This is a genomic window from Halopelagius longus (genome assembly GCF_900100875.1).
In the GTDB taxonomy this organism is placed as follows: domain Archaea; phylum Halobacteriota; class Halobacteria; order Halobacteriales; family Haloferacaceae; genus Halopelagius; species Halopelagius longus.
Map to the genome: position 1 here is coordinate 537,940 of NZ_FNKQ01000001.1, position 24,669 is coordinate 562,608.

The 24,669-nt window shown below is 65.6% G+C and carries 23 protein-coding genes; 8 read left to right on the plus strand and 15 right to left on the minus strand.

Features of this window, described 5'->3' with window-relative positions; all coding sequences use genetic code 11:
- Positions 1–13 precede the first annotated feature (13 nt).
- A complete protein-coding gene (locus tag BLS11_RS02740; protein ID WP_175454359.1) occupies positions 14–835 on the minus strand; it encodes a phosphatase PAP2 family protein in 822 nt (273 codons plus the stop codon).
- Between the two features lie 35 nt (positions 836–870).
- On the opposite strand from BLS11_RS02740, the gene BLS11_RS02745 reads away from it, so the two are divergent.
- Positions 871–1,491 (plus strand): metal-dependent hydrolase, encoded by a 621-nt coding sequence (locus BLS11_RS02745; protein WP_245698657.1) that lies wholly within the window; start codon positions 871–873, stop codon positions 1,489–1,491.
- 65 nt (positions 1,492–1,556) lie between these two features.
- Here the strand turns inward: BLS11_RS02745 and BLS11_RS02750 are convergent, their stop codons facing one another.
- Positions 1,557–1,799 carry a DUF8029 family protein gene (locus BLS11_RS02750; protein ID WP_092532557.1) on the minus strand — a complete coding sequence of 81 codons (243 nt, stop codon included), beginning with the start codon at positions 1,797–1,799 and terminating at the stop codon, positions 1,557–1,559.
- Positions 1,800–2,308: 509 nt separating this feature from the next.
- On the opposite strand from BLS11_RS02750, the gene BLS11_RS02755 reads away from it, so the two are divergent.
- The 3 genes from BLS11_RS02755 to BLS11_RS02760 all read left to right on the plus strand — a co-directional run bounded on the left by BLS11_RS02755 (position 2,309) and on the right by BLS11_RS02760 (position 6,868).
- Complete coding sequence (locus BLS11_RS02755; protein WP_092532560.1) at positions 2,309–5,440, plus strand: adenosylcobalamin-dependent ribonucleoside-diphosphate reductase; 3,132 nt, start codon at positions 2,309–2,311, stop codon at positions 5,438–5,440.
- A 143-nt stretch (positions 5,441–5,583) separates the two neighbouring features.
- A complete protein-coding gene (locus tag BLS11_RS19910; protein WP_309473053.1) occupies positions 5,584–5,700 on the plus strand; it encodes an HVO_2523 family zinc finger protein in 117 nt (38 codons plus the stop codon).
- A 130-nt stretch (positions 5,701–5,830) separates the two neighbouring features.
- Positions 5,831–6,868 (plus strand): phytoene/squalene synthase family protein, encoded by a 1,038-nt coding sequence (locus BLS11_RS02760; protein ID WP_092532563.1) that lies wholly within the window; start codon positions 5,831–5,833, stop codon positions 6,866–6,868.
- A 48-nt stretch (positions 6,869–6,916) separates the two neighbouring features.
- On the opposite strand, the gene BLS11_RS02765 is transcribed toward BLS11_RS02760, so the two are convergent.
- The 5 genes from BLS11_RS02765 to BLS11_RS02785 all read right to left on the minus strand — a co-directional run bounded on the left by BLS11_RS02765 (position 6,917) and on the right by BLS11_RS02785 (position 11,339).
- On the minus strand, positions 6,917–7,153 hold the full coding sequence (locus BLS11_RS02765) for a hypothetical protein (RefSeq protein ID WP_092532566.1): 237 nt from the start codon (positions 7,151–7,153) through the stop codon (positions 6,917–6,919).
- 78 nt (positions 7,154–7,231) lie between these two features.
- Entirely contained in the window at positions 7,232–8,089 is an 858-nt protein-coding gene (gene cruF, locus BLS11_RS02770; protein ID WP_092532569.1) for a bisanhydrobacterioruberin hydratase, read from the minus strand.
- A complete protein-coding gene (locus BLS11_RS02775; protein WP_092532572.1) occupies positions 8,082–8,924 on the minus strand; it encodes a prenyltransferase in 843 nt (280 codons plus the stop codon). Before BLS11_RS02775 ends, cruF begins: the two co-directional genes overlap by 8 nt.
- Positions 8,921–10,429, minus strand: a complete 1,509-nt coding sequence (locus BLS11_RS02780) for a phytoene desaturase family protein (RefSeq protein WP_092532575.1) — start codon at positions 10,427–10,429, stop codon at positions 8,921–8,923. The genes BLS11_RS02775 and BLS11_RS02780 overlap by 4 nt, the downstream gene beginning before the upstream one ends.
- A gap of 58 nt (positions 10,430–10,487) precedes the next feature.
- Positions 10,488–11,339 carry a hypothetical protein gene (locus tag BLS11_RS02785; RefSeq protein WP_092532578.1) on the minus strand — a complete coding sequence of 284 codons (852 nt, stop codon included), beginning with the start codon at positions 11,337–11,339 and terminating at the stop codon, positions 10,488–10,490.
- 225 nt (positions 11,340–11,564) lie between these two features.
- Between BLS11_RS02785 and BLS11_RS02790 the strand changes: the two genes are divergently transcribed.
- The gene (locus BLS11_RS02790; protein ID WP_092534450.1) at positions 11,565–12,386 is read left to right on the plus strand and encodes a ZIP family metal transporter; all 822 of its coding nucleotides are present in this window, start codon (positions 11,565–11,567) and stop codon (positions 12,384–12,386) included.
- Between the two features lie 53 nt (positions 12,387–12,439).
- On the opposite strand, the gene BLS11_RS02795 is transcribed toward BLS11_RS02790, so the two are convergent.
- Positions 12,440–12,766 carry a DUF8060 family membrane protein gene (locus tag BLS11_RS02795; RefSeq protein WP_092532581.1) on the minus strand — a complete coding sequence of 109 codons (327 nt, stop codon included), beginning with the start codon at positions 12,764–12,766 and terminating at the stop codon, positions 12,440–12,442.
- A complete protein-coding gene (locus BLS11_RS02800; protein ID WP_092532585.1) occupies positions 12,763–13,785 on the minus strand; it encodes a DUF7490 domain-containing protein in 1,023 nt (340 codons plus the stop codon). Before BLS11_RS02800 ends, BLS11_RS02795 begins: the two co-directional genes overlap by 4 nt.
- 104 nt (positions 13,786–13,889) lie before the next feature.
- Here BLS11_RS02800 and BLS11_RS02805 point away from each other — a divergent pair, with 104 nt between their 5' ends.
- Both BLS11_RS02805 and BLS11_RS02810 read left to right on the plus strand, forming a co-directional pair.
- Positions 13,890–14,294 carry a universal stress protein gene (locus BLS11_RS02805; protein ID WP_092532588.1) on the plus strand — a complete coding sequence of 135 codons (405 nt, stop codon included), beginning with the start codon at positions 13,890–13,892 and terminating at the stop codon, positions 14,292–14,294.
- Positions 14,295–14,454: 160 nt separating this feature from the next.
- Positions 14,455–14,856, plus strand: coding sequence for a hypothetical protein (locus BLS11_RS02810; protein WP_092532591.1), 402 nt, complete (start codon positions 14,455–14,457; stop codon positions 14,854–14,856).
- A gap of 51 nt (positions 14,857–14,907) precedes the next feature.
- Here the strand turns inward: BLS11_RS02810 and BLS11_RS02815 are convergent, their stop codons facing one another.
- The 3 genes from BLS11_RS02815 to BLS11_RS02825 all read right to left on the minus strand — a co-directional run bounded on the left by BLS11_RS02815 (position 14,908) and on the right by BLS11_RS02825 (position 17,703).
- Positions 14,908–16,290 carry an ornithine cyclodeaminase, nickel-pincer nucleotide-dependent gene (locus BLS11_RS02815; protein ID WP_092532594.1) on the minus strand — a complete coding sequence of 461 codons (1,383 nt, stop codon included), beginning with the start codon at positions 16,288–16,290 and terminating at the stop codon, positions 14,908–14,910.
- 55 nt (positions 16,291–16,345) lie between these two features.
- The gene (locus BLS11_RS02820) at positions 16,346–17,215 is read right to left on the minus strand and encodes an alpha/beta hydrolase (RefSeq protein ID WP_245698734.1); all 870 of its coding nucleotides are present in this window, start codon (positions 17,213–17,215) and stop codon (positions 16,346–16,348) included.
- A 140-nt stretch (positions 17,216–17,355) separates the two neighbouring features.
- A complete protein-coding gene (locus BLS11_RS02825; protein WP_092532600.1) occupies positions 17,356–17,703 on the minus strand; it encodes a DUF8159 domain-containing protein in 348 nt (115 codons plus the stop codon).
- A 490-nt stretch (positions 17,704–18,193) separates the two neighbouring features.
- Here BLS11_RS02825 and BLS11_RS02830 point away from each other — a divergent pair, with 490 nt between their 5' ends.
- On the plus strand, positions 18,194–18,997 hold the full coding sequence (locus tag BLS11_RS02830) for a CBS domain-containing protein (RefSeq protein ID WP_092532604.1): 804 nt from the start codon (positions 18,194–18,196) through the stop codon (positions 18,995–18,997).
- A gap of 20 nt (positions 18,998–19,017) precedes the next feature.
- Here the strand turns inward: BLS11_RS02830 and BLS11_RS02835 are convergent, their stop codons facing one another.
- The 3 genes from BLS11_RS02835 to BLS11_RS18945 form a co-directional block, all read right to left on the minus strand.
- Entirely contained in the window at positions 19,018–22,200 is a 3,183-nt protein-coding gene (locus BLS11_RS02835; RefSeq protein ID WP_092532607.1) for an MEDS domain-containing protein, read from the minus strand.
- A 583-nt stretch (positions 22,201–22,783) separates the two neighbouring features.
- Entirely contained in the window at positions 22,784–23,614 is an 831-nt protein-coding gene (locus BLS11_RS18940) for a hypothetical protein (RefSeq protein WP_139172752.1), read from the minus strand.
- A 587-nt stretch (positions 23,615–24,201) separates the two neighbouring features.
- Positions 24,202–24,657, minus strand: a complete 456-nt coding sequence (locus BLS11_RS18945; RefSeq protein ID WP_139172753.1) for a hypothetical protein — start codon at positions 24,655–24,657, stop codon at positions 24,202–24,204.
- Positions 24,658–24,669: the final 12 nt, after the last annotated feature.

The following is a 24,669-nucleotide window of genomic DNA, read 5'->3' on the forward strand; positions in this document are numbered from 1 at the left end:
CGATTCTCCCGCGTTAGTCGAACCGTTCGACGACGAGCGGAGCGGCCAGTATCGCCGCAGTCACCACGCCCGTGAGGAGGACGACGGCCGCCGGCGGCGGGTCGAGTTTCGTGGCCACGTACCCGGCGGCGGCGAGGAAGGGCAGGACGCCGACGACGAGGACGGCCTGTTCGCGGCGCGACTCCACGCCCGGGTAGACGTCGAACGACTCCCAGGTGAGGGCCGCGCCCGCCGACGCGCCGAAGATGGCGAGTCCGTCCTGACTGGCACCGCTGACGAGGAGTGCGACGGTGCCGACGGCGGCGGCCAACCAGAACGCGTACCGGGGGACGTGCTTCGTCAGCGATATCGCGGCGAGGAGGAAGAGCGACCCGAACAGGACGCCCGCGACGACGTCTCTGACGTAGTGGACGCCGAGGACGACGCGCGAGAGGGCGATGAGGGCGACGGCGACGGACGCGACGGCGAACCTGACCCGCCGCGTCCCCTTCCGGAGGTCGTACGCGAGGATGCCGTAGGCGATGGTCGACATCGTCGCGTGTCCGCTGGGGAAACTGAACCCCGAGGCGGCGATGACGGCCACGTCAACCGACGGACGCGGTTCGCCGAAGAACGCCTTCAGGGCGACGACCAACCCCGCGCCCGCGATGGCCAATCCGAGCGAGTGCGCGCCGCGTTTCGCGTCCACGAACCAGTAATCGACGGTGAACAGAGTGAGGACGAAACCGACGCCGCCGAAGAACGTGACGACTATGAACAGCGGTATCAGTTCCGGCGGGACCACCTGACGGATGGTGTGACCCAACTCTGCACCCACGACTTGTGACCGACTCATCGTTGGGTGTAGGGGACGAGGTGGTCTTGTAGGTGATGGCATCGCTCCGCCCGCCGTTCGACTCGCCCGCGGAACCGCCCGTCAACTACATTCGTCTCGTCTCCGTCGCCCGTCCCATGGTTGATATAATCGGCCACGTCGGAATGGCGCTCATCTGGTTGGCCGTCGGATGGTTCCTGTACGCCGAACGGGCGGCGCTCGGATTCGTCGCCCTCGGCGCGCCGTTCGGCCTGCTTCCGGACATCGACCTCTGGTTGAGCCGGGCGTTTCCGACGGTTCACCACCACGGCATCACGCACACGATACTGTTCGTGAGCGTCGCGGCGGTGGCCATCGGCGCGATACTCGGAAAGTGGGTCGTGCCGTGGCTCGAAGCCCACTACGTCCCGGCCTCTGAAATCGGCAACCGGTACGCCTACGCCATCGGCGCGGTGTGGGTGGCGACCCTCAGTCACCTGTTCGCCGACATGCTGTCGGCTCCCGACATCGCTCAACCCATCGAGCCGTTCTGGCCGGTCGTCGGACAGGCCGTGGGCCTCGACGTGTTCTACTACAACTCCCCGCTCGTCAACTGGGGACTGTTCGTCGCGGGCCTCGTCCTCACGGCTGTCCTCTGGTGGTGGGACGACGACGCGCGCGCGGTGGCCGAAGCGTAAGTCCCGCACTCGCCCCACCGTCACGATTCTCCGCTCCGCGGGGCGAGCGTCCCGCCGGGGACGGCTTACAGGACGTTGACGCCCAGCGTCGAAAACAGCAGCAGTGCGGCGATGACGACGACGGCGATGGTGACCAGTCGCCACGCCACCTTCAGGACGAGGCGGGCGACGAGGATGGCGACGCCGATGGCGACGACGCCGACGAGCAACTGTCCGAGTTGGGTGGCGAGGAGGCCGCCCAGTTGGAGGGGGAGCGTCGCCCACGCGGCGAGCGTCTGGTCGAGGACCGGTGCGAACGTGGCGGACATACCCAACATATCGGCGCGGGAGAGAATAAGTCTGTGGGAGGACTGTCTCGCCTCCCCGGACGACCGGCGAACGGACGAGTAATCGCCCCGATAACGATACGCCAACTGGTACGTTTCCGACTCCCCCCGACCGTCGCGGGTTGATAAAGTCGCGGGCGCGCGGACCGGGCCGACCGCCGCGGCGCGAAACTGCAGTTCGAACCCCCCATCTCTTCGGCTGGACGTGACGGCTCCGTCTTTCGATTTTACCAGTCGTAACATTACTTTCACTCCGGTCTGAATACCGTTATGTCCGGTTGGGACCTACGGACGTACCGCGCTGTGAACGTGGGCGGGTAGAGTTCGGAATGTATGACAGAGCGATGAGAATTTCAGTCAGACATTACCCAATACCGAAGCCTTTACCGAAGCGCCTCCATTCACAAGCCATCGTTACTATGAACGGAACTGAGCCAGCCATCCGATTCGAAATCGCCCAGCAACGGGGTGCTGGGGCGGGGGAACAGTAGATGAGTCGCGCGGACATCTCGGCGGACGAGCTGCAGCTGCCGATAAAGCGCACCGAGGGGGACACGCTGGAGGACCGTCTGACCGCCAACGCCTACCACAACATCCTGCCGGCGCGGTACCTCCGAAAGGACGCCGACGGCGAACTCGTCGAGACGCAGGAGGAGCTGTTCGCTCGCGTCGCCAAGAACATCGCACTCGCGGAAGCCGTCTACGAGGCGGAGAAGCGCGACGCGACTGTCACCGTCACGCCCGACCAACTGAAGCCCGACCATCCGCGCCGCGACGAACTGGCGGCGGAAGTGTTCGGTAAGGGTACGGCGGCGGAAGACGACGCGGAGACGGAGCTTTCCGTCTACAACGTCAACAAGTTCGCCTACGACACCGTCGTCCCCGAACTCCCCGAGGAGATTCGCGCCGAAGTCGAGGCGAAGCGCGAGGAGTTCCAGGAGATGATGGAGTCGCTGTCGTTCATGCCGAACTCGCCGACGCTCATGAACGCCGGCGACGAACTCCAGCAGCTCTCCGCGTGTTTCGTCGACTCGCCCGACGACGACATCACCGACATCCACCAGACGGCGAAGGAGGCCGCCGAAGTGTTCCAGTCCGGCGGCGGCATGGGGTACGCCTTCTGGCGACTCCGCCCGTACGGCGACGCCGTGGGTTCGACCGGCGGCATCGCCTCCGGGCCCATCACGTTCATGCGGACGTACGACCAGATGTGCGAAACCATCGCACAGGGCGGCGCGCGCCGCGGCGCGCAGATGGGGGTCATGCGCGTCAGCCACCCCGACGTCATCCAGTTCATCCACGCGAAGAACAAGGACGTCTCGCTCGCGCACTCGCTTCGCCTGAACGACCCCGACGACTTCACGCACAACTCCTTCGCCGACGCACTGGAGGAGGCGCGCGAACTCATCGACGAGGAGGGGCGCGTCCCCAAGCACCTCCGCAACGCCGTCGAGGGCCATCTCTCTAACTTCAACATCTCCGTCGGCATCACCGACGACTTCATGGACGCCCTCTTCGCGGGCGAGGAGTTCACCTTCACGAACCCCCGAACCGAGGAACCGCACGTCGCCACGCCGGAGACGAAGGAGATATACGAGATGTTCGGCCTCGGCGAGTACGTCGAAGTCGGCGAAGTGCTCTCCATCCCGGCGGAGGAACTGTGGGACCACATGGTCGAGGGCGCGTGGGAGAACGGCGAACCCGGCGTCATCTACCTCGAACGCGTCAACAAGGAGCACTCCTTCGACGTGGAGGAGCACCCCGACCACCGCATCCTCGCGACGAACCCCTGCGGGGAACAGCCCCTCGAAGAGTACGAGGCGTGTAACCTCGGCCACATCAACCTCTCGACGCTCGCCGACCTCGACGCGCCCGACTGGCGCGTCTGGTACGACGACCACGGCGACGAGTACGACAGTATCGACGACGCCGTCGACGCCTTCCTCGAAGAGGCCATCGACTGGGAGGAGTTCGACCACCGCATCGAGTACGGCACCCGCTTCCTCGAGAACGTCGTCACGATGTCGGACTTCCCCGTCGACAAAATCGAACAGAAGGTGCGCGACATGCGCAAAATCGGCCTCGGCATCATGGGACTGGCCCAGCTGTACATCCAGCTCGGCATCAAGTACGGCTCCGACGCCGGAAACGAAGTCGCAGAGCAGCTGATGACCCACATCAACCACGAGTCGAAGTGGGCCAGCCACGAACTCGCCGAGGAGCGCGGTAGCTTCAACGAGTGGGGCGACTCCAAGTACGCGAACCCGACGGAGTACCGCGAGTGGTTCGAAAAGCAGACCGGCCTCGACGCCGACGACTGGGCCGATGGTTTCGCGCTTCGGAACCACAACACGACGACCATCGCGCCGACGGGCACCACCTCGATGATCGGCAACACGACGGGTGGCTGCGAACCCATCTACAACGTCGCCTACTACAAGAACGTCTCCGACGACGTGCAGGGCGACGAGATGCTCGTCGAGTTCGACGACTACTTCCTCCGGGTGTTGGAGGCCAACGACATCGACGTCGAGGAGGTCAAACGGGAGGCCCAAGAGCAGATGGCCAACAACGAGTTCGACGGCGTCTCCTCGCTCTCGACCGTTCCGGAGGCCATCACCGAGCTGTTCGTCGTCACCTCCGACCTCTCGGGCAAACAGCACGCCGCCGTGCAGTGCGCCTGTCAGAACGGCGTCGACTCCGCCATCTCGAAGACGTGTAACTTCCCGAACTCCGCGACGCGGGAGGACATGGACGAGGTGTACCGCTACATCTACAAGAACGGCGGGAAGGGCGTCACCGTCTACCGCGACGGCACCCGCTCGAAGCAGGTGCTGACGACGCGCGCGAAGAACGCCGACTTCGCCGACGAGGGCGAGGCCGCGGAGACCCTCGTCGAACAGATGGAGGAGGTGTTCGGCGGTCTGGAGGGCTTCCTCGACAACGAGGAGGTCCGCGCCGCACTCGACGGCGAAGTCGAACGCCTGCTCGCGGAGGCCGACGGCGACGTGGAACTCGGCTCGAAGCGTCCCCGTCCCGACGTCCTCTACGGCGTCACCCAGCGCATCGACACCGGCTACGGGAAACTGTACGTCAACATCAACGAGGACGAACACGGCCGACCGTTCGAGCTGTTCGCCAACATCGGCAACTCCGGCGGCTTCACCGCCTCGTTCACCGAGTCGCTCGCGAAGACCATCTCGACGGCGCTCCGGACGGGCGTCGACCCCGAGGAGATCGCCAGCGAACTGCAGGGCATCCGCAGTCCGAAGGTGGCGTGGGACAAAGGAGAGCAGATAAACTCCATCCCCGACGCCATCGGCACGGCGATGCGCCGCTACCTCGACGGCGAGATAGACGAGGGCTACCCGCAACAGAAGAACCTCACGGAGGTTTCCGAGGAAGCGAACCTCGGCGAACCCGAACCCGAAGCCGACGGCGGCGCGGCCGTCGCCGACTCGCCGAACGCCGACTCCCCGGACGCCGACTCGAAGTCCTCGGACGCGATGGACGACTTACTCGCCGCGGGCGAGAGTCCCGAGTGTCCCGAGTGTAACAGCATGACGCTGTACTACTCCGAAGGCTGCAAGACCTGCGAGTCCTGCGGCTGGTCGGAGTGCTGAACTGAGCGACCCGTAACCGCTCCGTTCGCCGTTCTTTCTCTCTCCGTTCTCCCGTCTCTCTTCGACGCCGACTCCGATTCCGACGCTCGCACCGACGCCGCCGGAGAGAAACAGTGACGTGCGCCGCGTCCCTCGCCGCGAGCATGGACCAGACGGGTCGCCCCTGTCCGCTCTGCGGCGAGTCGATGCACCGCCGCCACTGCAAGTACGTCTGCCCGCAACACGGCGTCGTCTACGACTGCAGCGACACGTTCTGGTGACTCCTCTCGAATCCGACCGGTCGGTTTCTGAGGGGAACTAACTGTTATGTCGTTGTAATCACTAGTCAAGTAGTACCATGTCTCAGGGGACGAGTGTTCGAGGAGACGTCCGGCCCCCGCACCGTGGACGATGGTGAGACGGGACCACGTCAGACGGAGCAAGGAGATACAGCGCAGGACCGGAAAGACGTTTTACCTCGCGACGCGCGTCCTCCCGCGGCGCGTGAGGCGCGCGACGTACGTGCTGTACGCGTTTTTCAGAGTCGCCGACGAAATCGTAGACGACGCCGCCGGCGCGACGCCCGCCGAACAACGGGCGGAGTTAGAGCGACTCCGCGCGGCGGCCCTCGGACGGCGCGACACCGACGACCCGGTGCTCTCGGCGTTCGCGGACCTCCGCGAGGAGTACGGCGTACGGGAGTCGGACGTGAACGCGTTCGTCGACGCGATGCTGTCCGACGTCTCGACGGGTCGCTACGAGACGTACGAGCAACTGGAGTCGTACATGGACGGGTCGGCGGCGGCCGTCGGTCGGATGATGACGACCATCATGGACCCCGGCGGGGCGGCGGTCGAACGGGCGCGCCCGCACGCGACGGCCCTCGGCGAGGCGTTCCAGATGTCGAACTTCCTGCGCGACGTGCGGGAGGACGTCGTCGAACTCGACCGGATATACCTCCCGAGGGAGACGCTCGACCGACACGGCGTCTCGGAGGCGCAACTGCGGTCGTTCGACTGCGACGAGAACTTTCGGGCGGCGATGCGCGAGGAGATGCGCCGCACCGAACGGTTGTACCGAACGGGCGTCGCGGGCATCGAGTACCTCCCGGAGGACTGCCAGTTCGCGGTCCTACTCTCGGCGGTGCTGTACGCCGACCACCACCGAGAGATTCGGCGGCGAGACTACGACGTCCTCTCGGAGACGCCGTCGCTTTCGACCCGCCGGAAACTCCTGTTGCTCGCGAAGACGCGAGCGTACTGGGCCGTCGAGAGCGACCCCGTGGCCGTGTTTCGGGCGGTGAGCGCCGTCACCTACCCCGAGCAGGCCGACCCGACGGGACGCGAACACGGCCCGTCGAACCCCGGACCGGCGTGGTCGCTCGGCGCACCGTGCGTCCTCGGCAGGCGAGTGGCGGATTGGGTCCAGTACCTCACCAGAAGCGAGTAACGACTCGGCTCCGTCTCCCGGCCGTCCCCGTCGAAGCGCCCCGGCGAATCACTCGGTCGAACCGCCGGACCCGACGGCGACGAAACTGGCGAGTACGGCCGACCCCGAGACGATTGCGACGGCGGTACCTGCGACGCCGGCGACGGTGAACGCCAGTTTGTTCTCGTATCCCGTCAGCGCGAGTCCAGCCTCGGAGAGGGCGACGGCCCCGACGCCGAGCAGAAACGCACAGACCAACAGCCAGCGACGAATCGAGCGGAGCAACGCGTCCGTGTCGGAGGGCATCGGTGGCGCTTCGGAAATGCGAACAATCAGTCTACCGGTACGGTTCGTCACGCACTCTCCGTGGACCGGAACTGTAACTCACCGCCGCACCCGGAGCAGTCGCGCGTCGAACCGCTCTGTCTTCAGCAGTCCGACGCCGAAGGCGGCGGCGACGGCGACGGCCGCCCAGTTGCCGAACCACGCGTTTATCGCGCCCCAGAGGATGACGAACGACACCATGTCGTCGAGCATGAACTCGCAGTTTTCGAGTCGCGAGAGGAGGGCGCGGCGGTCGTACGCCCAATCGAGGGCGACGACGGCGACGGCGGCGCTCAGAAGCCACCCCGCGTAGTTCGAGAGGGGGACGCCGTAGAACGCGCCCCCGCCGGGGTACACCCAGAAGCCGAGGGCCACCGCGCCGGGGTCTAAGACGAGGTCCATCGCCACTACCGCCGCAATGACGGCGACGAGTCGAACCGCCCCGTTCTCGGCGCGTTCGCCGAGGAGCAACAGACAGAGCAGGTAGGCGTTCATCACCAACGGAATGAAGAACACGGGGAGGCCGAGGGGGACGCCGCCGACCGTCGGCCCGAGTTCGACGCCGTAGAAGAACTCCCCGTACGGAACGCCGGTTCGGACGCCGACGGACTCGATACCGTAGGCGTACAGCGTCAGGAGTCCGACGCCCGTCGCCGCCCGGCGGTCGGTGGCGGGAAGCGCACCGACGAGCAAGGGAGCGCGCATCACGACGGTCCCGAGCAACACGAGGGCGGCGTTGAACGCGAGGGGGTCCGGCAGGAGGCCCTCGGCGCTCGCGACGAGCAGAATCGCGCCGTTCAGCGGGAAGAACACCGAGATGGTGAAGCGGTTCTCGCGGACGAGGCGGTCCAACCGGTCCTCCCACTCCGCGCGCGTCCGCGGCAGTCCCCCCCAGAGCGTCAGTCCCGACTCACCCATTGACCAACCTCCAGAGTGCGCCGAGGGTGAGCGTCGCCCCGACGACGGTGTTCAACGCGGGGTACCACCAGTACGCCCGTTCGACGTCGACCCCCGACCGGAAGACGGCGAAGACGGCGACGGGGTACGCAGAGAGGAGTGCGCCGAGGCGAACGTCCACGAGGGCGAACGCGGCGGCGGCGGCGAGCCAACAGGCGAGACAGTACGCGTACGTCCGCGTCTCCCCGAGGAACGTCGCCGTCGTCCGAACGCCCGCCTCGCGGTCCGGTTCGACGTCCGGAATCGCCGAGAACGTGTGCATCCCCATCGCCCAGAACCACGCGCCGACGAGGGCGGCGACGGGCGGGTGCGTCCCGGCGACGGCGGCGAACGCGGCGGCCCCCGGCAAGATGTAGAGACCGTTCGAGAGCGAGTCGAGGAACGGCGTCGTCTTGAACCGGAGCGGAGGTGCGCTGTACTCCGTCCCGAGGAAGAAGAAGCCCGCGAGGTACGGCCACGCGACTCGCGGGAGGGCGAGGAACGTCGCCGCGCCGAGGAGTCCGCAGGCGACGACGACGGCCGCGACGGACGGGTCGCCGCGCCACCGCGCCTCCCGGTCGTCTTTCTTCGGGTTCGCGGCGTCTATCTCCGCGTCGAAGGCGTCGTTGACGCCGTAGAGGTAGACGTTCGCCGGCAGGAGGAAGTACGCGAACGCGACGGCGGTGCCGGGGGTAACCAGGTCGGCGACGCTCTCGGCGGCGAACGCGACGCCGACGAGGACGGGGCCCGCGAGGTAGAGCCAAAAGCGCGGCCGAGAGAGCGCGAGCAGGTACCGGAGCCGGCCGGGGTCGCTCATTCTCGCCCGACGCGTTCCGCCATCGACTCGGCGGTCAGTTGCCCGCTTATGAGGCACATCGGCACGCCGATCCCGGGCGTCGTGAACGACCCGGTGAAGTACAACCCCTCCACCGCCTTCGACCGGTGCGGCGGGCGGAACAGAGACGTCTGCCGGAGCGTGTGGGCCAACCCGAGCGCCGTCCCCTTCGTGCTGTTGTAGCGCTCTGTGAAGTCGTCGACGGAGAACGTCTCCTCGAAGACGATGCGGTCCCGCAACTCGACGCCCGTGTTCTCTTCGATGTCAGAGAGGACGAGTTCGCGGAACTGTTCGCGCCGTTCGGGCGTGTCCTCCAGTCCGGCGGCGACGGGGACGAGTGCGAAGAGTGTGCTGTGGCCCTCCGGCGCGACGTCGTCGTCCGTCTTCGAGGGGACGCAGAGGTAGTACGCGGGGTCCTCGGGCCACGAGGGCTCTTCGAATATCGTCTCGAAGTGGTCGTTCCAGTCCGGCGGGAGGACGAGCGTGTGGTGTGCGAGGGGTTCGACGTCGCCCTCGACGCCGAGATAGAGGAGGAAGGCGGAGGGGGCGTACGTCCGCGACTCCCAGTACGCCTCGTCGTACTGGCGCTTCTCCGGCGGGAGCAGTTCCATCTCCGTGTGGCGGTAGTCGGCGTCGCTGACGACGTAGTCGGCGTAGAACTCCTCGCTGCCCTCCGTTCGGACGACGAACGCGCCCTCGCGGCCGCGAATCTCCGAGACGGGGGCGTTCGTCCGGAACGTCACGCCGAGTTCCTCGCCGAGTTCGGCGATGCCGTCCACGACGCCGCCGATGCCGCCCTCGGGGTAGTAGACGCCCATGTTGAAATCGACGTGGCTCATCAGGTTGTACAGCGCCGGCGTGTTGTTCGGCGCGCCCCCGAGGAAGACGAGGGTGTACTGCATTATCTGCTGGAGTTTGGGGTGGTCGAAGTAGCGTTCGACGTGGTCCTGCATCGACCCCACGAGCGACAGTCCCCACGCGTTCTTCGCCACGTTCAGGTCGAGATAGTCCGAGAGGGCCGTCCGGTCCTCGTAGACGAAGTGTTCCATCCCTATCTCGTAGTTCCGTTCGGACTTCCGGAGGTACTCCGCCAGTTTCTCGCCCGCGCCGGGTTCGTACGACTCGAACGTCTCCTTGTTCGCCTCCAAATCGGGGACCACGTCCACCCTGTCGCCGTCCTTGAAGAAGATGCGGTAGTGGGGGTCGAGTTGCGTCAGCTCGTAGTAGTCCGACGGCGTCCGGTCGAACCTGCCGAAGAAGTCCTCGAACACGTCGGGCATCAGGTACCACGACGGCCCCATGTCGAACCGGAACCCGTCGCGTTCGAGTCTGCTGGCGCGCCCGCCCAACTGCTCGTTTTTCTCCACGAGGGTCACGTCCGCGCCGGCGTCCGCGAGGTAACACGCCGTAGAGAGGCCGCCGAACCCCCCGCCCACGACGACGACGGAGGAGTCGGCGAGCGAACGGAGGTCCGAGACGGAGTTCATACCCCGGCGTAGGGACGTAGAAAGTATAAAAGAACTGACTACAGGGCGGTCCGGCCGTCTACAGTGCGACTGGGCGTCCGTACCGGTCCTGTTCCGCCTCGAAGATGGCGACGTACGGCGACCCCTCCTCGTCGTCCGGGCACGCCGACGTTCGCTCGACGGGGAACGTCTCGCCGGTGAGGTTCGCGCCGTTGATGTTCAGTTCGACGGGGTACGTCTTCGTTCCGAACGGGGAGACGTGTTCGTCGTAGCCGTCTTCGACGTACGCGCTGACGTGGACGGAGCGTTCCGGGTGCCCCGGTTCCGACGGCGGCCGGTACTCGCTCCAGTTGCCCGCGGCGCACACCTCGTAGTTCGGCGTCTCGACGCGTTCGGGGAGGGGCGTCGGGTTCGTCACGACGACGGACGCGACGAGCATCCGTTCGTCGTGCGACTCCGCGAACTCGACGTCGCTCGCGGGTTGGAGTTCGTACGCGAGGCCGCCGGTGGTCACGTCCACGAGGAGGACGGCGACGGTGAGAACCGCGACGACGCCGACGGCGTACGTCGCCCGCCGCCCCGCGACGAAGCGTTCGTCCTCGTCGAGTCGGGTGCGGACGAAGAACAGGGCGGCGGCGAGGAGCAACAGGCCGACGACGGTCACCGCGTCGCCCGCACCGAACGCGCTCACCACCTCGAAGAACAGTCCGACGAACGAGACGACGACGACGCCGTACCCCAACAGGGTCAGTTGGTAGTCGTCGGTTCGTTGCGTGAGGGCGAACACGCCGGACAGAAACAGGAGCACCAGCGCTACCTTCGAAACCGGCGAGTAGCCCCACTGGACGTTGAAGACGAAAAAGAGGACGGCGACGGTGGCGAGGACGGCCGCCGCGCCGTTGAACAGCGTCTCGGAGTCGATGTCGACCATACTCGTTCGTTCACGTCTGCGGACAAATAGTACTCGTTGACACAAACGACCGTTTCAGTCTCGCCGTGCGCGCCAGTCGGTCGGGATACGAACGGCCGCGAACCGACCCCGGACGCGAAAACCGGCGTCGCAGCGACCGAACTCCGACGCACCGACACCATTATCAAAACTCGCAAGTACGTTAACAACGTGAACGCTATTAACCACAAAGAAGGAATTCACATCGTGAACCGAATATCACGGCTCGGGCTACTAGCCACGGCGGTGCTGGCAGCGCTCTCGGTGTACGCGGCAGTCACGGAGTCGTGGAAACTACTGGGAATCTCGTGGGTGGCGTTCCTCGCGATGGCGCTTGCGGCGCCCCTCGGCGCGCGCGCCGTCGGCGAACAGGCCAACGCCCTCGTGTGGGGGTACGGCCTCGCGAGCGGCGCGATGGTGACGAGCGCGGCGGTGTTTCTCGTCCCGCAGGCCATCGGACAGCACCCCCAGTGGGGCGGGTTCGGCATCGCGTTCGGCCTGTTGGCGGGCTTCGCCTCCCACACCATCGGCCACCGCCTCGCGCACATGGACCTGCCGATGGACCGCACGGTGGCGGAACTGTCGGCGCACGCGTTCTCCGCGGGCGCGATAATCGGCATCATCTACGGCAACATGCCCGAACTCGGACCGCTTCTCGGCGTCGCCATCGTCTCGCACAAGGGTCCGGCGGGGTACGCCGCCGCGCGCCGCCTCGTCGCCGCGGACCGCCCCGTCTCCGTCCTCCTCGTGCCCGCCTCGGGCGTCGGCGTCGCCGCGATTCTGTCGAGCACTATCGCCATCCCCGCCGCCGCCCCGATTCGGGGGCTCGTCTTCGGGTTCGCCGCGGGCGTGTTCCTCCACGTGGCGATGGACTTCCTCCCGCGCTGTGAAATCGGCAGCGAGATTCACGACCTGCTCACGGTGAAAGGCGACGCGCACGCCCTGCTGGATAGACTCCGCGTCCACGCCGTCGCCAGCACCGCCGTCGGCGGCGCCGTCGTCTTGCTGGCGTGGCTAGCGGTCGTCTGATTCTCTTCGTCGAGTCGGTTCCGACGCCTCTTCGAGAACTGCGGTCGGCGGCGTTACTCCTGCAGTCGCTTCAGTTGGAGCGAGACGCCCAACGCCGCGATGAGCAGGACGACGAGGTTGAACGCCGCGAGGAACGGCGCGCGGTACTCGGGGGTGACGAACGTGTTGATGGTCCGCGTCACCGCCGAGTACAGTTGGAACACCGACACCAACGCGACGAGTATCAGGCCCGCGAGCACGGCGTAGTTGAGGTACCGCTTCAGTTGCTCCGCCGTGGACTCGCCGCCGCCCCGAGAGGGGTCGGGCCACTCCTGTCGGTCGGTCTGTCGTGCGTCGGTACCGCCGTCGTCGGGGTCTGGGTCGGGGTTTGCGTCTGTCATTGGGTCCACCTCCGGGCGAGAAGGGCCGACGCGAGGAGTGCGACGACTGCGACGACCGGGCCGAATCCGGGCGTGCTCGCGTCCGTCGGTTCGCCGCCCGCCTCCGTCGGTCTCTCTCCGCCGCCGTTTCCGCCGCCTTCGAAGTCCTCCACGCGGAGTTCGACCTCCGTCTCCGTCTCGTTGACGCTGATTCGCTTCGTCGGGTCGAGGTTCGCGGCCGTCCGCGCGGAGTCCACGACGACGCCGTCTTTCAGCAACACGGCGTCGACGTAGTAGTTGTAGTCGCGCGGGACGGTCACCCGCGCCGTCGTCGTCGCGGTTCGACCGGGGCGAATCGCGCCCACGCCGGCCGTCGTCCGCGCGGCGACGATGTTCGATTCGGCCTGCCGGAGGACGAACTGCACCTGCAGGTCCTCCGAGCGGTCGTCGCCGCCGTTCGTCAGCGACGCGGCGAGTTCGAGCGTCGTCCGGTTGTTCCCCGCGTCCGCCCGCGCGACGGAGAAGGAGAGGGGCGGCAGCGCGTTCGTCTCGGAGAACCGAACGTCGCTTCGGGCGTACGCGGGCGTCAACGCCTCCAGACCGCTGACGGTCTTCCCGCTCTCGTCCACGCGGCGGTCGTCCTGATAGAGGACCGTCTCGATGCGGTAGCCCCCCTGTCGTTCGACCGTCACGTTCGTCGTCACGGCCGTTTCGGCGTCGTCGCGGAGGGTTCCCACGTCTACGGTTCGGCTCGTCTCGACCAGTCCGGACTCCGAGTCCACGGCGCGGACGAGGAGAGTGACGTTCTCCGTCGGATTGCCGTGGTGTTCGATTCGGGTGTCGACCGAGAGGGTGACGGTCCCACCCCGCACCTGTGCGTCGTCGGACCCGATGTTCACCTCCGAGATGCGAACCGGGCCGGGTCGGACCGGACCGTCTTCCGTCGGGTCGGCGAGGACGCCGGGGAGTGCCACCGAAGCGAGGAGGGCGACGAGGACTACCCCGACGGCCGCGCCTGCGAGGGCGGCGTCGCGGTTCATACGACGACCGACAGGAGTCCGAGGTATATGTCTTGTGTAAATTCCCCCACAGGTGAACGTCGGCCGGCGACGTACTTATTGTCCGCCTCCGTGACCCCTCCCCCGTGACTACGTACGTACTCGGGACGAACTCCGTGGACCGAAGCGCGAAACTCTGCGATTACCTCGCGGACAGAGTGGCGGACGGCGACACCGTCCACGCGGTGAACTCCCACGTCGGCGGTGACCGGACCGACGCCGAGGCGATGCGCGACGGCGAGGACGCGTTGAACGTCGTCCGGTCGCGCCTCGGGGCGTTCTGCACCGTCGAGACGCACCAGTTCGTCCGCGGGAACGACCCGGCGACGGACCTCCTTGAGTGCGTCGAGGACGTGGACGCCGACGAACTCGTCATCGGCATCAGAAAGCGCAACCCGACGGCGAAGATAGTGTTCGGAAGCACCGCCCAGGACGTCCTCCTCAACGCGAACGTGCCGATGGCCGTCGTGCCGTTAGAGACGGTTGAGTGAGGGTGTATCCGCGACTCCGCGACGGCGTCGTACGCCGCGGATGGAGCGACAGCGTCCGAGAGGCGGCCGCCCGCCGGAACGTTCGGCCCGCCGCCGAACGTCGCGCGAGACTGAACGTCCCCGAACGTACACTTTTGTAGATTAAGGACTAGTGGCCCCTATGCCTCAGATACGGTTCGAGAACGGCAGGCGAGTGATCGACCGGTGGGACGACGTCTTTCGAGCGGTGTCGGCGGAACCGCGCCGGCAGGTCGTCCTCTCGCTCATGGAGGCCGGTCCCGGAGAGACGGTGTCGTTGCCCGAGAACGCGGTCAACCCGAACGTTCCCGAGGACTCCGAGACGTTGCGGTACGAACTCCACCACTGCCATCTGCCGGTGTTGGCCGACCGGGAGTTCGTCGAGTGGGAGACCGACCCGTTCGTCGCGTCCCGCGGGCCGCGGTTCGACGAAGTCGCCGTCGTGTTCGAGGCACTACAGGCGAACTCCGCGGGTATCCCGGACAGTCTGGTGGTCGGCTGTCAGCGACTCGAACGAGAGCGACACCTCGACTCAGAGAAGTAGCCCGCGACGCCGTCGCGGCCGTCCGCGACCGATTCGGCGGGACGGACGCGTTCAGCGACCGCCGCAGGGATAGCCACCGCCGCCGTGACCGTGGTCGCCACCGTGACCGTGACCGCCGCCGTGGTCGCCGTCGTCTCCGTCGCCGCCGCCGTCCGTCTCGTAGTACTCGCTCTCGGCTTCCGCCTCCTCCTCGCTCGCGGGGCCGAGAATCTTGTCCGCGAGCGTCGGGACGAACGTGCCGATGTCCGTCACCATGCCGATGGCTTGGGAACTTCCCCTATCGAGGAGTTGGGTGACCGTCGCGGGGTTGATGTCCACGCAGACGACGCGGACGTTCGACGGCAGGCAGTTGCCCACGGCGACGGAGTGCAGAAGCGTCGAGAGCATCAACACCATGTCGGCCTCGTGGGCCTGTTCGCGGATGGCGTTCTGCGCCTCCACCGCGTCGGTGATGGTGTCGGGCAGGGGGCCGTCGTCGCGGATAGAGCCCGCGAGGACGTACGGCACGTCGTTCTGGACGCACTCGTACATGACGCCCTCGTCGACGAGTCCCTCCGCTACGGCTTCGGCGATGCCGCCGGCGCGGATGACTTCACTTATGGTGTAGATGTGGTGTTTGTGTCCCTTCCGCGGGTGTTCCATCGTCTCCATGTCCATGCCGAGGGAGGTGCCGTAGAGGCCGTGTTCGATGTCGTGGGTGGCGAAGCCGTTGCCCGCAGAGAGCATGTCCACGTACCCCTCGCGGATGAGGCGCGCCAGATCCATCGCGCCGCCGGAGTGGACGAGGGCGGGGCCGGCGACGACCAACACGTTGCCGCCCTCGGCCTTCGTCTCCTCTACGGCCTCCGCCACCTGTTCGATGAGCGATTCGGAGGGCCGTTCGGAGGAGACGCCGCCCTGCATGAACCCGAACGGGCCGGAGGAGTCGCGGGGGCGTTCCGGCGGTTGCACGCGGATGCCCGCCTCGTCGGTCACCACCAAATCGCCCTCCTCGATGCCGTTCAGCACCTTCGTGTAGGCGCGCGGCCCCTCCCCCTCCTCGGGGTCGGGTTCGACGACGATGGCGCAGTCCATCTCGATGTTCTCGACGTCTATCCACTCGCCGTCGTAGCGGACTTCGGTCGGGTGGTTCGTCGTCGAGTAGAAGCCGTGCGGCACGACCCGGTCTGCGGGTGCGGGTTCGACGTGGGCGTCCACCGGGTCGGTGAGGTTCGCCCCGTTCTGGTGGAGTTCGTGGAGAATCTCCTGCAGTTGGTCCTCGGTGTCGGCGCTTATCGCCATCCGGCAGTACGACGTCTTGTCCTTGTGTTTGCCGACCTCGAACTCCTCGACTTCGAACGACCCGTCGAGGTCCATCACGATACCGAAGGCTCGCTGCATCATCCCGGAATCGATGATGTGACCTTCGAGTTCGACAGTTCGCGTCGCGGTCATCGGTGAACGGTTGGACCCCGCGGTGAAGAAGGTCACGCACCGCCCTCGACCGGCCCTACCGCCGGTCCAACGTCCCGTCTGCGAACGCGATGCCGTGGCCGACGGCCTGTTCGAACGCCGCCCCCTCGTAGAGGTCGAAGTGTCCCGCGGGCAGGCGGACGAACGTGGCGTCCGACACCGACTCCGCCTTCTTCTCTACTGCGTCCGCCGAGACGACGTCGTCGCGTTCGGCGGCGATGAACAGGACCGGACAGGTGATGGCCTCCGCCTCGTCGCCCGCGGAGTACGTCGCCAGAGAGAGGAGCGACCGGGCGGGCGTCTCGTTGTTCCACTCGGAGGCGTGCGGGACCAAATCGAGGTAGCCCGCCCGCGCGCCGGGCGTCGAGAGCAGGGCCGACTCCCCGGGGTCGCCCGTCACGGAGACGGTGTGCGGCCCGGCGACGAGCGACTGGAGTTTGTCGCGGACGCCCGCGAGGACGCCCTTCGCGAGGTATCCGTACCCGTTCGTCGTCAGGAGCGACCGCCCCGAGAGGACGGGTGTCTGGGCGACGACGGCCTTGACGCGGGCGTCGTCGGCCGCCACGTCGAGGACGTGACCGCCGCCGAGGTCGGTTCCCCAGAGGACGAGTCGCCGGGTGTCGAGGCCGTCCCGTTCGCGGACGCCCGCGATGGCCGCCTCCCAGTCGGTTCGCTGACGAGACGGGGAGAGGAGGTTCCGCGGTTCGCCCTCGCTGTCGCCGTGGTTCCGGTAGTCGAACAGGAAGACGGCGTACCCCGCCTCGGCCAGTCGCTCGGCGTACGCCGGCAGTCCGAACGAGCGCTCGCCCGCGATGCCGCCCGCCATGACGACTACCGGCGGGTCGGACGGGCGGTCCGGTCGGTAGAGCCACCCGGTGCAGCGTTCGCCGCCGCTCTCGAACCCCATCGTCACCTTCGAGAACTCGTAGCGCGACGGGCGGCGGGACCGGGAGCGGTCGCTCTCCCGTCGCTCCGGCCGTCCGCGTCGCTCTCGCACTCGCTCCCGTTTCTCCGCCCGTTTCCACTCGCCGCGCGCGGTGGGTCGGCTCATTCGCCGCCCTCCAACGTGCCGAGGACGAGTTCGGAGAAGTCCTCGTCGCTCAGTTCGTACTGGTCGTACTCGCGGAACCACTCGGCTTCGGCGTGCCACGTCCCCTGCACGTCGTCGTCCGAACGGAGGACGGTGGCTTCGACGCGCTTCGGTTCCCACTCGTCGGCCGTCACCCTCTCGACGAACGTCCTGAGGGCGCGCCCCACCTCGAGGTGGTTCACGCTCTCACCCGGGAAGGCGGTGAGGTACGTGAGTTCGACCGTCTCGCCCCCCGTATCGATGGACTCGACGCTGATTCCGTTGCTCCGGAGTTCGCCCTCCACGCCGGTGATGACGCCGTTCATGCCCACCGCTTCGGAGGGCAGCGGCTAAACGTTTACCGCGCGACAGTTCGGAGAAAACGAAGCCACCCCGCGAACGAGTCGAGGCCGGACCGGAGTCGGTAGGCTGACTCCGGCCCGGCGACAGTTGGGACGGACGACGGGAACGCCCCGGGGAGAGCGTCCCCGTCTGGGGTTCGCCGCGCGGTGCGGCGCTCGACTGACCGCCGGGCGAGAGACGGCGCCCGGCGGCGGCGTTCGCGGGGAACGCCTCGGTTACAGTGTGGTGGGTGGTGGTGGTGGTGGCGTGCGGTTCGCACGCGGAACGTCCGGGGAGACGTTCTGCCACGTCGAGCACCGGACGCAGGGTTGGGGAAGCCACGTCCGCTTGCCGACACGTGTGACTGTGGCGAGTTTGTACATAAAAGTACCCGACCGAGTATCAAATCTGAAAACTGACCGAAATCCGAACGGAAGGGTCGATTATACGGTCTCGGCGAACCAACGAAGGGTGATGCCCCCGACGGAGTTCGACGACGTCAGCGTCGACGCCTACATGACCGAGACGGTAGCGACGGCCCGCCCCGAGGACCGCGTCGCGGACGTCGTCGAACGCCTGCGGACGGGGTCTCGGGACCGCGGCCTCCCCGTCCTCGACGACGACGGACGCCTCGCGGGGTTCGTCGGCGCGATAGACCTCCTCGGCGTCCCCGACGACGAACCCCTCCGCGCGGTGATGCGCCGAAACGTCGCCATCGCCCGCCCGGGGATGTCCCTCAAGGACGCCGCGGGCATCCTCTTCCGGACGGGCCACCGGTTCCTCCCCGTCGTCGACGACGACGAGACGTTCCTCGGCGTCGTCTCCAACGCCGACGTGGTCCGGAGCCAGATAGAGCGCACGACGCCCTCGAAAGTCGAGCGCACCCGGAAGATGCTCGAAACGACCCACGGCGTCTCCGTCGGCATCGGCGACGCCGTCGTCGCGATTTCAGAGCTGATACCCACGCAGCGAGAGGTGTTCGCAGACGAGTTAGAGGGGCGCGCCTACGAACTGGAACACGGCCTCGCGGAACCGCTCATCACGCTCGACTACGGCGAGGAGACGCTCCTCGTGGACGGCCACCACCGCGCCCTCGCGGCGCGCGAACTCGACATCGGCGAGATGCGCGCGTACGTCCTCGTCGTGGACCCGAGCGACGTTCCGGAGTTGGGGCTTCGGAAAGTCGCCCGCATCGGCGGACTGGACTCGCTGGCCGACGTGCGAGTCAACGAGGAAGGTCACCACCCCGTCGTCGAACTCATCGGACTCGGGGCGTAGCCGAGGGTCTGCGACCGAAGTTACTCCCCTGCCGCGGGGAGGGTAACGGAGAACGTCGCCCCCTCGCCGGGTTCCGACTCGACCCAGATGTCGCCTCCGTGACGCTCGACGATGCGCTCACAGAGGGCCAACCCGATGCCCGTCCCGTCGTACTCGTCGCGACTGTGGAGTCGGTCGAAGACGGTGAATATCTTCTCGTGGTCCTCGGAGTCGATGCCGATGCCGTCGTCGCGGACGGATATCACCCACTCGCGCCCCCGTCGCTCGGCGTCGACGCGGACCTGCGGCGGTTCGTCGCCGCTGTACGTGAGCGCGTTGTCCAGCAGGTTCTGGAACACCTGTCGGAGTTGGCCGGCGTCGCCCTCCACGCGGGGGAGTTCTTCGACGTGGATTTCGGCGTCGGTCTCCTCGATTCCGATCTGCAGGTTCTTCAGAGCGTCCTCGAGGACGCCGTCCAACTCGACGGGTTCGAGGGGGTCACCGCCCGTTTCGACCCGCGAATACTTCAGCAGGCCGTCGATCATCTCGCGCATGCGGTCCGCGCCGTCGACGGCGAACTCGAGGAACTCCTCGCCGTCCTCGTCGAACGCGTCGGCGTACCGGCTCTCGATCAATCGGAGATAGCTCGTGACCATCCGGAGCGGTTCCTGTAAGTCGTGGGAGGCGGCGTACGCGAACCGCTCCAGTCGCTCGTTCGACTGCTGGAGTCGGCCGATCGTCTCCTTCAACTCCCGTTCGTGCTGTTGGCGTTCGAATTCGTAGCCGATGCACTGGCCCAACAGGTCGAGGAACGACCGCTCGGCGTCGGTGAACCGTCCCTCGCGCGGCGACTCGCTGGCGAAGCAGAGGGTTCCACGCTCGTCGGCGCCGAGGTCGACGGTCGTCGCGAAGTACGCCTTCAACCCGTACTCCTCGTGGGCGCGGAGTCCCTCTAACTCGGCTTCGGCCACGTTCGCGACGGCGAGTGGCTCTGTCGACGAGAGGTGTCGCTCACAGTAGGTGCCCGACAAGGAATCCACCACGCCCGGCTCGATACGGTCGTTCGGACCGACCGCCGCGACGACCTCGAACTCGCGGGCGTCGGCGTCGATGCGGTTGAGGTACCCGTTCTCGAGGCTGACCCGTTCGCGCCCTAACTCGAGCAGGCGCTCGAGTTTCTCGTCGAACGACGCCCGCGAGTCGGCCACGATATCGTACAACTCCCGCTGATACCGCTCGTGTTTCTTTCGCTCTTCGATGTTCCGAACGAGTGCGAGCACGAGGTCGCGGCCGTCGAGCGTGATCGTAGAGCCGGTGACCTCCACCGGGAGGTCGTGGCCGTCCTGGTGGCGACAGTGGAGGTCCTCGCTCCACGCCGACCCGTTTCGGCGCACCTCCTCGAGGAACGTGCAGAACGATTCCAGTTCGTCGGGGTGCAGGTCGGACGGACGAAGCGACAGGAGTTCCTCGCGCGCGTAGCCGGTCAGCGCGACGGCCGCGGCGTTCGCGTCCACCAGTTCGGCCGCGTCGGGGTCGAAGATGAGGATGGCCTCGTCGCTCTGCTCGAACACCGTCTCGAACCGGTTCTTCGTCTGGCGGAGTTCGGCTTCGCGCCGCTTTCGCTCGGTGACGTCGTGCGTGACCGCCACCTGAACGGTCGTCCCGTCGGGCCGTTCGAGGGGCGCCGCGTGGGTTTCCATCTGGCGGCGCGTCCCTTCGAGGCCGACGATGTCGAACTCCAAGGTTCCGGTCTCACCGCGGCAGATTCGCTCGTTGAACTCGCGGAACCGCTCGCGGTCCTCGGGCGCTATCAGGTCGTAGACGCACGCGCCGGTCACGTCCGCGCTCGCGTCCGCCTCCACCATCTCCACTCCGGCGGGGTTCATCTGGAGCAGGGTCCCGTCGGGGGCGACGGTCTTGATGCATTCGGGCGTCGTCTCGATGACCGCGTTCAGGTGCTCCGTTCGCTCGCGGAGTTCGCGCTCGTGCCGTCGACGCTCGAGTTCGTACTTCACCCACTGCCCCATGAGGTGGACGAACGTGCGTTCCGCGTCGGAGACGGAGTCGTCGCGGGGTTCGGTCGAGACGAACCAGAACGTCCGGTCCTCGTCCCCGTCCATCTCCAGGTGGGTGCCGAGGTACGACCGCACGCCGAACTCCCGGTAGCAGCGGTTGCCCTCGAAACCGGCGTCGACGGGGTCAGTCACGGCGTCGGTGAGGCCGTCTTTCGCCACGATTCGACAGTACGTCTCCGAGAGGTCCGCCCGCGCGCCGGGGACGAGGTGGTCGTGGTCGCCGCTCACCGCCTCGACTTCGAAGAAGTCGGTGTCCGAGTCCACCTTCGCCAGCCCGCCGACTTCCATGTCGAACCGCTCACAACCCACCTCGAACAGCGCGTGGAGCTTCTCATCGAACCCGCGGTCGGGGTCGGCCGTGATCTCGTAGCAGGTCCGGAGGAACCGCTCGCGGTCCTGTATCTCCGCCTTCGCGGCGACTCTGTCCCGAAGCGTCCGGAGTATCCGGTCGTTCTCGCGAGAGAGCGCGTCCTCGCCGAAGAACTCCTCGGGCGGCGTGTAGTAGAAGTTGTGACACACCGCGCCGTCGTAGATGAGATGCGGGTGACAGCGGACGACGTCCCGGATGGCTTCGGGCGAGAATCGGTCGCGGTTGTACTGACAGATCGCCAGCGACTCCGTCTCGGCGAACAACTCGTTTATCTTCTGCTCGTACTCCATGAACCGCTCGATCGACGTGTCGCTCTCCGGGACCCACGTCATCTCGGCGACGATTCTGAGGGCGGCGTACTCCTCGGTGGCCTCGTCGACGGTGTCGGCGTAGAAGTCGATCATCTCGTCGGCGTCGAACGCGCCGTTCCGGAGGTACGTCTCCTGGACGGTGGGAAACGACAGGGCGCCGGAGTCGACGGCGGCGTCGACGTCGATACCGCCCTCGCGGAGGACCGCTTTCACCTCCTGTTCGGTACTCTCGTCGACGACGTACAGGATTCGTTCCCCGCGGTCGAGTCCGTGGCGGACGAACGGGACTGCGGCGGCGAACTTCTCCTCGGGGGTTTCGTAAACGTGGGCGAAGTGATCGTTGCAGTAGTGGCCGTCGACCTCTTCGACGGGGCCGTCGAACTCCGGGCTGGACTGGAACGCCTCGAGTCCGACCTCGAGGGTCGCCGCCCCGCCCGTCCGGTCGTTCGAGGAGGCGTGCTTACTCATCCAGCCCCCTCCTCGCCGCGTCCGTCACGCGATAGCCACTGAGTGCAGGTGTCGAAACGATGTGCGCGTGGTGCTGAGAAGAGACCCGTCCGCTCGTCTGCCGGCCCGGCGGTCGCTATCGAAACCCTATCCATTTAGCGAACAGAGGACAGGGGTAGACAAAAGGCCATCGCGGTCCGTGTTCTCACAGTTATCGAGCGACGTAACTCGCCTCGGTGAAGAAAAACGAAAATCGGTTCGCGAGGGCTGCCCGCGAAGTAGTCCGCGTCGGTCGCGGTTAGTCGCCGAACATCTGGCGCATGATAGGTGTGCCCTCAACATATCTCTAATAAACCGGACTATATTGCCGGTATCACTTCCTTTGGTGGGCTGTATACTAGTCTTGAACGGGATAAGCGATTTCCGTACGTTCATGGACTGTCTTCAATTTCTGTAAGTATGTTCGGTCTCGTGAGGGTACGCAGCGGGATCATCTATTGTTGGAGCGATGGTGGATGGTGTGAATTTAGTAACCGAAGTGACTGACCAATTATAGGCAGTCGCCGTCGAGGTGAAGAGTTGTTCCCTCGTCAGAGAACCCTGCTCAGATGAAGTGAACGACGATAATAAGAACGAGGGTGACGACGTGGACCCGCGGCATTAGTCGGTCACTCGCATTCTCTCGGTACCGACGGATGAAGGTGTCGTCACCCTCCTGTTCGTCTGAGTCTGATATATCTCTTTGTCTCTTCATGCGTGCTAGGTAGTACCGGCTCGGGTCAACCTCACGGAACGCCGCCATGGTAAGGGGGACAGCGAGCAGCATGAACCCAATATAACAAATCAGGATTAGCCCAGCTACCTCCTGTCGTGTTGCAGATAACGTCATCCCAGCCAGCATCATCGGACTATCGGCAGGGGTCTGAAGTACCTCGCCAACGAGAAGTGCCCCACCGGCTATGGCGAGACCGACAAACTGCGCTGGCAAATGGACCTGGTCGGCAGCAGTAACGGCTACTTGGACGACCTCCCTCTGCGCCGACTTATTCCCTGTAATCTCATCAACTGCCCTATCGTTGAGTTCGACCGGAGTTGGCACGTTCCCCTCTCTACCACCAGCACCTGTCTCGTCGTCACCACCTCTCACCTCGCCTCCGTCAGCCGTCTGATTCCTATCGTCATCATCGCTACCGGCGTCACTATCACCATTTGGAGTCTCCTGGGATTCACCTTCGGTGTCAGTGGGGGACTCCGGGCCTGCAGTCTGTTCTTCGTAGAGGTCCTCGAATGGAAGTCCATGAATCTGGATGATTCTTCGCAGAGCCGTCGGTGCATGATCTCCCGCTGGGCCGTCGACGCTCAGGATATTTCTCCCCTCTAGCGAGAGGTATCCCAGCAGCACGACAAAAGGTATCAGTTGAATCGCGAACAGCACCCATCCATCACTCCCAGTACACGAACCTGTCGTCCCCTGACTTAGTGGCTGAAGAACGGATCCAACGTCCATTTTGTCGAAAATGGTGGCTTATTACTACCTGGCGTTTTGTAGCTCACGTTGAACTGGACAGGCTCTTGGTTATTGGAATTGGTGCAATTACCGTTGTTCTGTATTGTGAACACTATACGCCCGTACTCGTACGAATCGAGAATGAAGTCGTCATTCGGTGGGCTGACGGACAGACATCCCGGAGAAGTTGTGTTAATGAATACCTTCTGACGTCCTGGATCCCAGAAGGCTACCTCCACACAGACTTCTATTTCATCCGGGCTGATCGTCTGACAGTGGTCATCGCAGTTCCCCATCGTTGTCCCCTCGCCCTTATACTTGGAGTTCGTGTGCTTGCCCTTTCGCGTGCAGCAGGCGACACCCGATGTCCACCCCGAGAGCTGATTCAACCGGATGCCCTTTCCCGGTGGCGTTGAGTTCTCGTCTGACGAGTTGTCACACCAACACTCCGAATACCCTTGTGACAGCTGGCCCATCATAACTCTTAGTGACAACTCCCACAAGTATCAACGTTTTCAAGCGTTATCAAATAGATAAGTCGAGACCTCTTGGGGGTCTATGGGTTCGATCGTCGCTGGTGGGACAACTTCGAGATACCACGCGATGATGGAACTATCGTGTGCCTTCCGGTCGATTTCAAGAGCGAACGTATGCAGACCGTCGGCAGAGAGTTCCCCGAGAAGCTCCCTATCAGGGGTGTTGAGCCAATGAACCCGAATTACGTCGTCTGCGTTCACAAGCTCGACGGTCCCAAGTGGCTCAGCGTCCGTCCGATCTTCTATGAGGTCCCTGAATAATGTTCGTATCTTTGAATGGTCAACAGGAACTCCATGTTCATCAAACAGGCGGACAGGCTTGAAGGGACTGGCTACCTGCGCTGGACGATCGCTAGATGGGTGGTGCGCCAACAAGAAGTCCTCGATCGATGTCTCTGTGTTCCATCGATAGCCAACGATGTCTTCGTCCGTCACCGACTTCGACCG

Coding starts and splice junctions, on each gene's coding strand:
- BLS11_RS02740 (WP_175454359.1), bottom strand. CDS start 835: ATGAGTCGGTCACAAGTCGTGGGTGCAGAGTTGGGTCACACCATCCGT.
- BLS11_RS02745 (WP_245698657.1), top strand. CDS start 871: ATGGCATCGCTCCGCCCGCCGTTCGACTCGCCCGCGGAACCGCCCGTC.
- BLS11_RS02750 (WP_092532557.1), bottom strand. CDS start 1,799: ATGTCCGCCACGTTCGCACCGGTCCTCGACCAGACGCTCGCCGCGTGG.
- BLS11_RS02755 (WP_092532560.1), top strand. CDS start 2,309: ATGAGTCGCGCGGACATCTCGGCGGACGAGCTGCAGCTGCCGATAAAG.
- BLS11_RS19910 (WP_309473053.1), top strand. CDS start 5,584: ATGGACCAGACGGGTCGCCCCTGTCCGCTCTGCGGCGAGTCGATGCAC.
- BLS11_RS02760 (WP_092532563.1), top strand. CDS start 5,831: ATGGTGAGACGGGACCACGTCAGACGGAGCAAGGAGATACAGCGCAGG.
- BLS11_RS02765 (WP_092532566.1), bottom strand. CDS start 7,153: ATGCCCTCCGACACGGACGCGTTGCTCCGCTCGATTCGTCGCTGGCTG.
- cruF (WP_092532569.1), bottom strand. CDS start 8,089: ATGGGTGAGTCGGGACTGACGCTCTGGGGGGGACTGCCGCGGACGCGC.
- BLS11_RS02775 (WP_092532572.1), bottom strand. CDS start 8,924: ATGAGCGACCCCGGCCGGCTCCGGTACCTGCTCGCGCTCTCTCGGCCG.
- BLS11_RS02780 (WP_092532575.1), bottom strand. CDS start 10,429: ATGAACTCCGTCTCGGACCTCCGTTCGCTCGCCGACTCCTCCGTCGTC.
- BLS11_RS02785 (WP_092532578.1), bottom strand. CDS start 11,339: ATGGTCGACATCGACTCCGAGACGCTGTTCAACGGCGCGGCGGCCGTC.
- BLS11_RS02795 (WP_092532581.1), bottom strand. CDS start 12,766: ATGACAGACGCAAACCCCGACCCAGACCCCGACGACGGCGGTACCGAC.
- BLS11_RS02800 (WP_092532585.1), bottom strand. CDS start 13,785: ATGAACCGCGACGCCGCCCTCGCAGGCGCGGCCGTCGGGGTAGTCCTC.
- BLS11_RS02810 (WP_092532591.1), top strand. CDS start 14,455: ATGCCTCAGATACGGTTCGAGAACGGCAGGCGAGTGATCGACCGGTGG.
- BLS11_RS02815 (WP_092532594.1), bottom strand. CDS start 16,290: ATGACCGCGACGCGAACTGTCGAACTCGAAGGTCACATCATCGATTCC.
- BLS11_RS02820 (WP_245698734.1), bottom strand. CDS start 17,215: ATGGGGTTCGAGAGCGGCGGCGAACGCTGCACCGGGTGGCTCTACCGA.
- BLS11_RS02825 (WP_092532600.1), bottom strand. CDS start 17,703: ATGAACGGCGTCATCACCGGCGTGGAGGGCGAACTCCGGAGCAACGGA.
- BLS11_RS02830 (WP_092532604.1), top strand. CDS start 18,194: ATGCCCCCGACGGAGTTCGACGACGTCAGCGTCGACGCCTACATGACC.
- BLS11_RS02835 (WP_092532607.1), bottom strand. CDS start 22,200: ATGAGTAAGCACGCCTCCTCGAACGACCGGACGGGCGGGGCGGCGACC.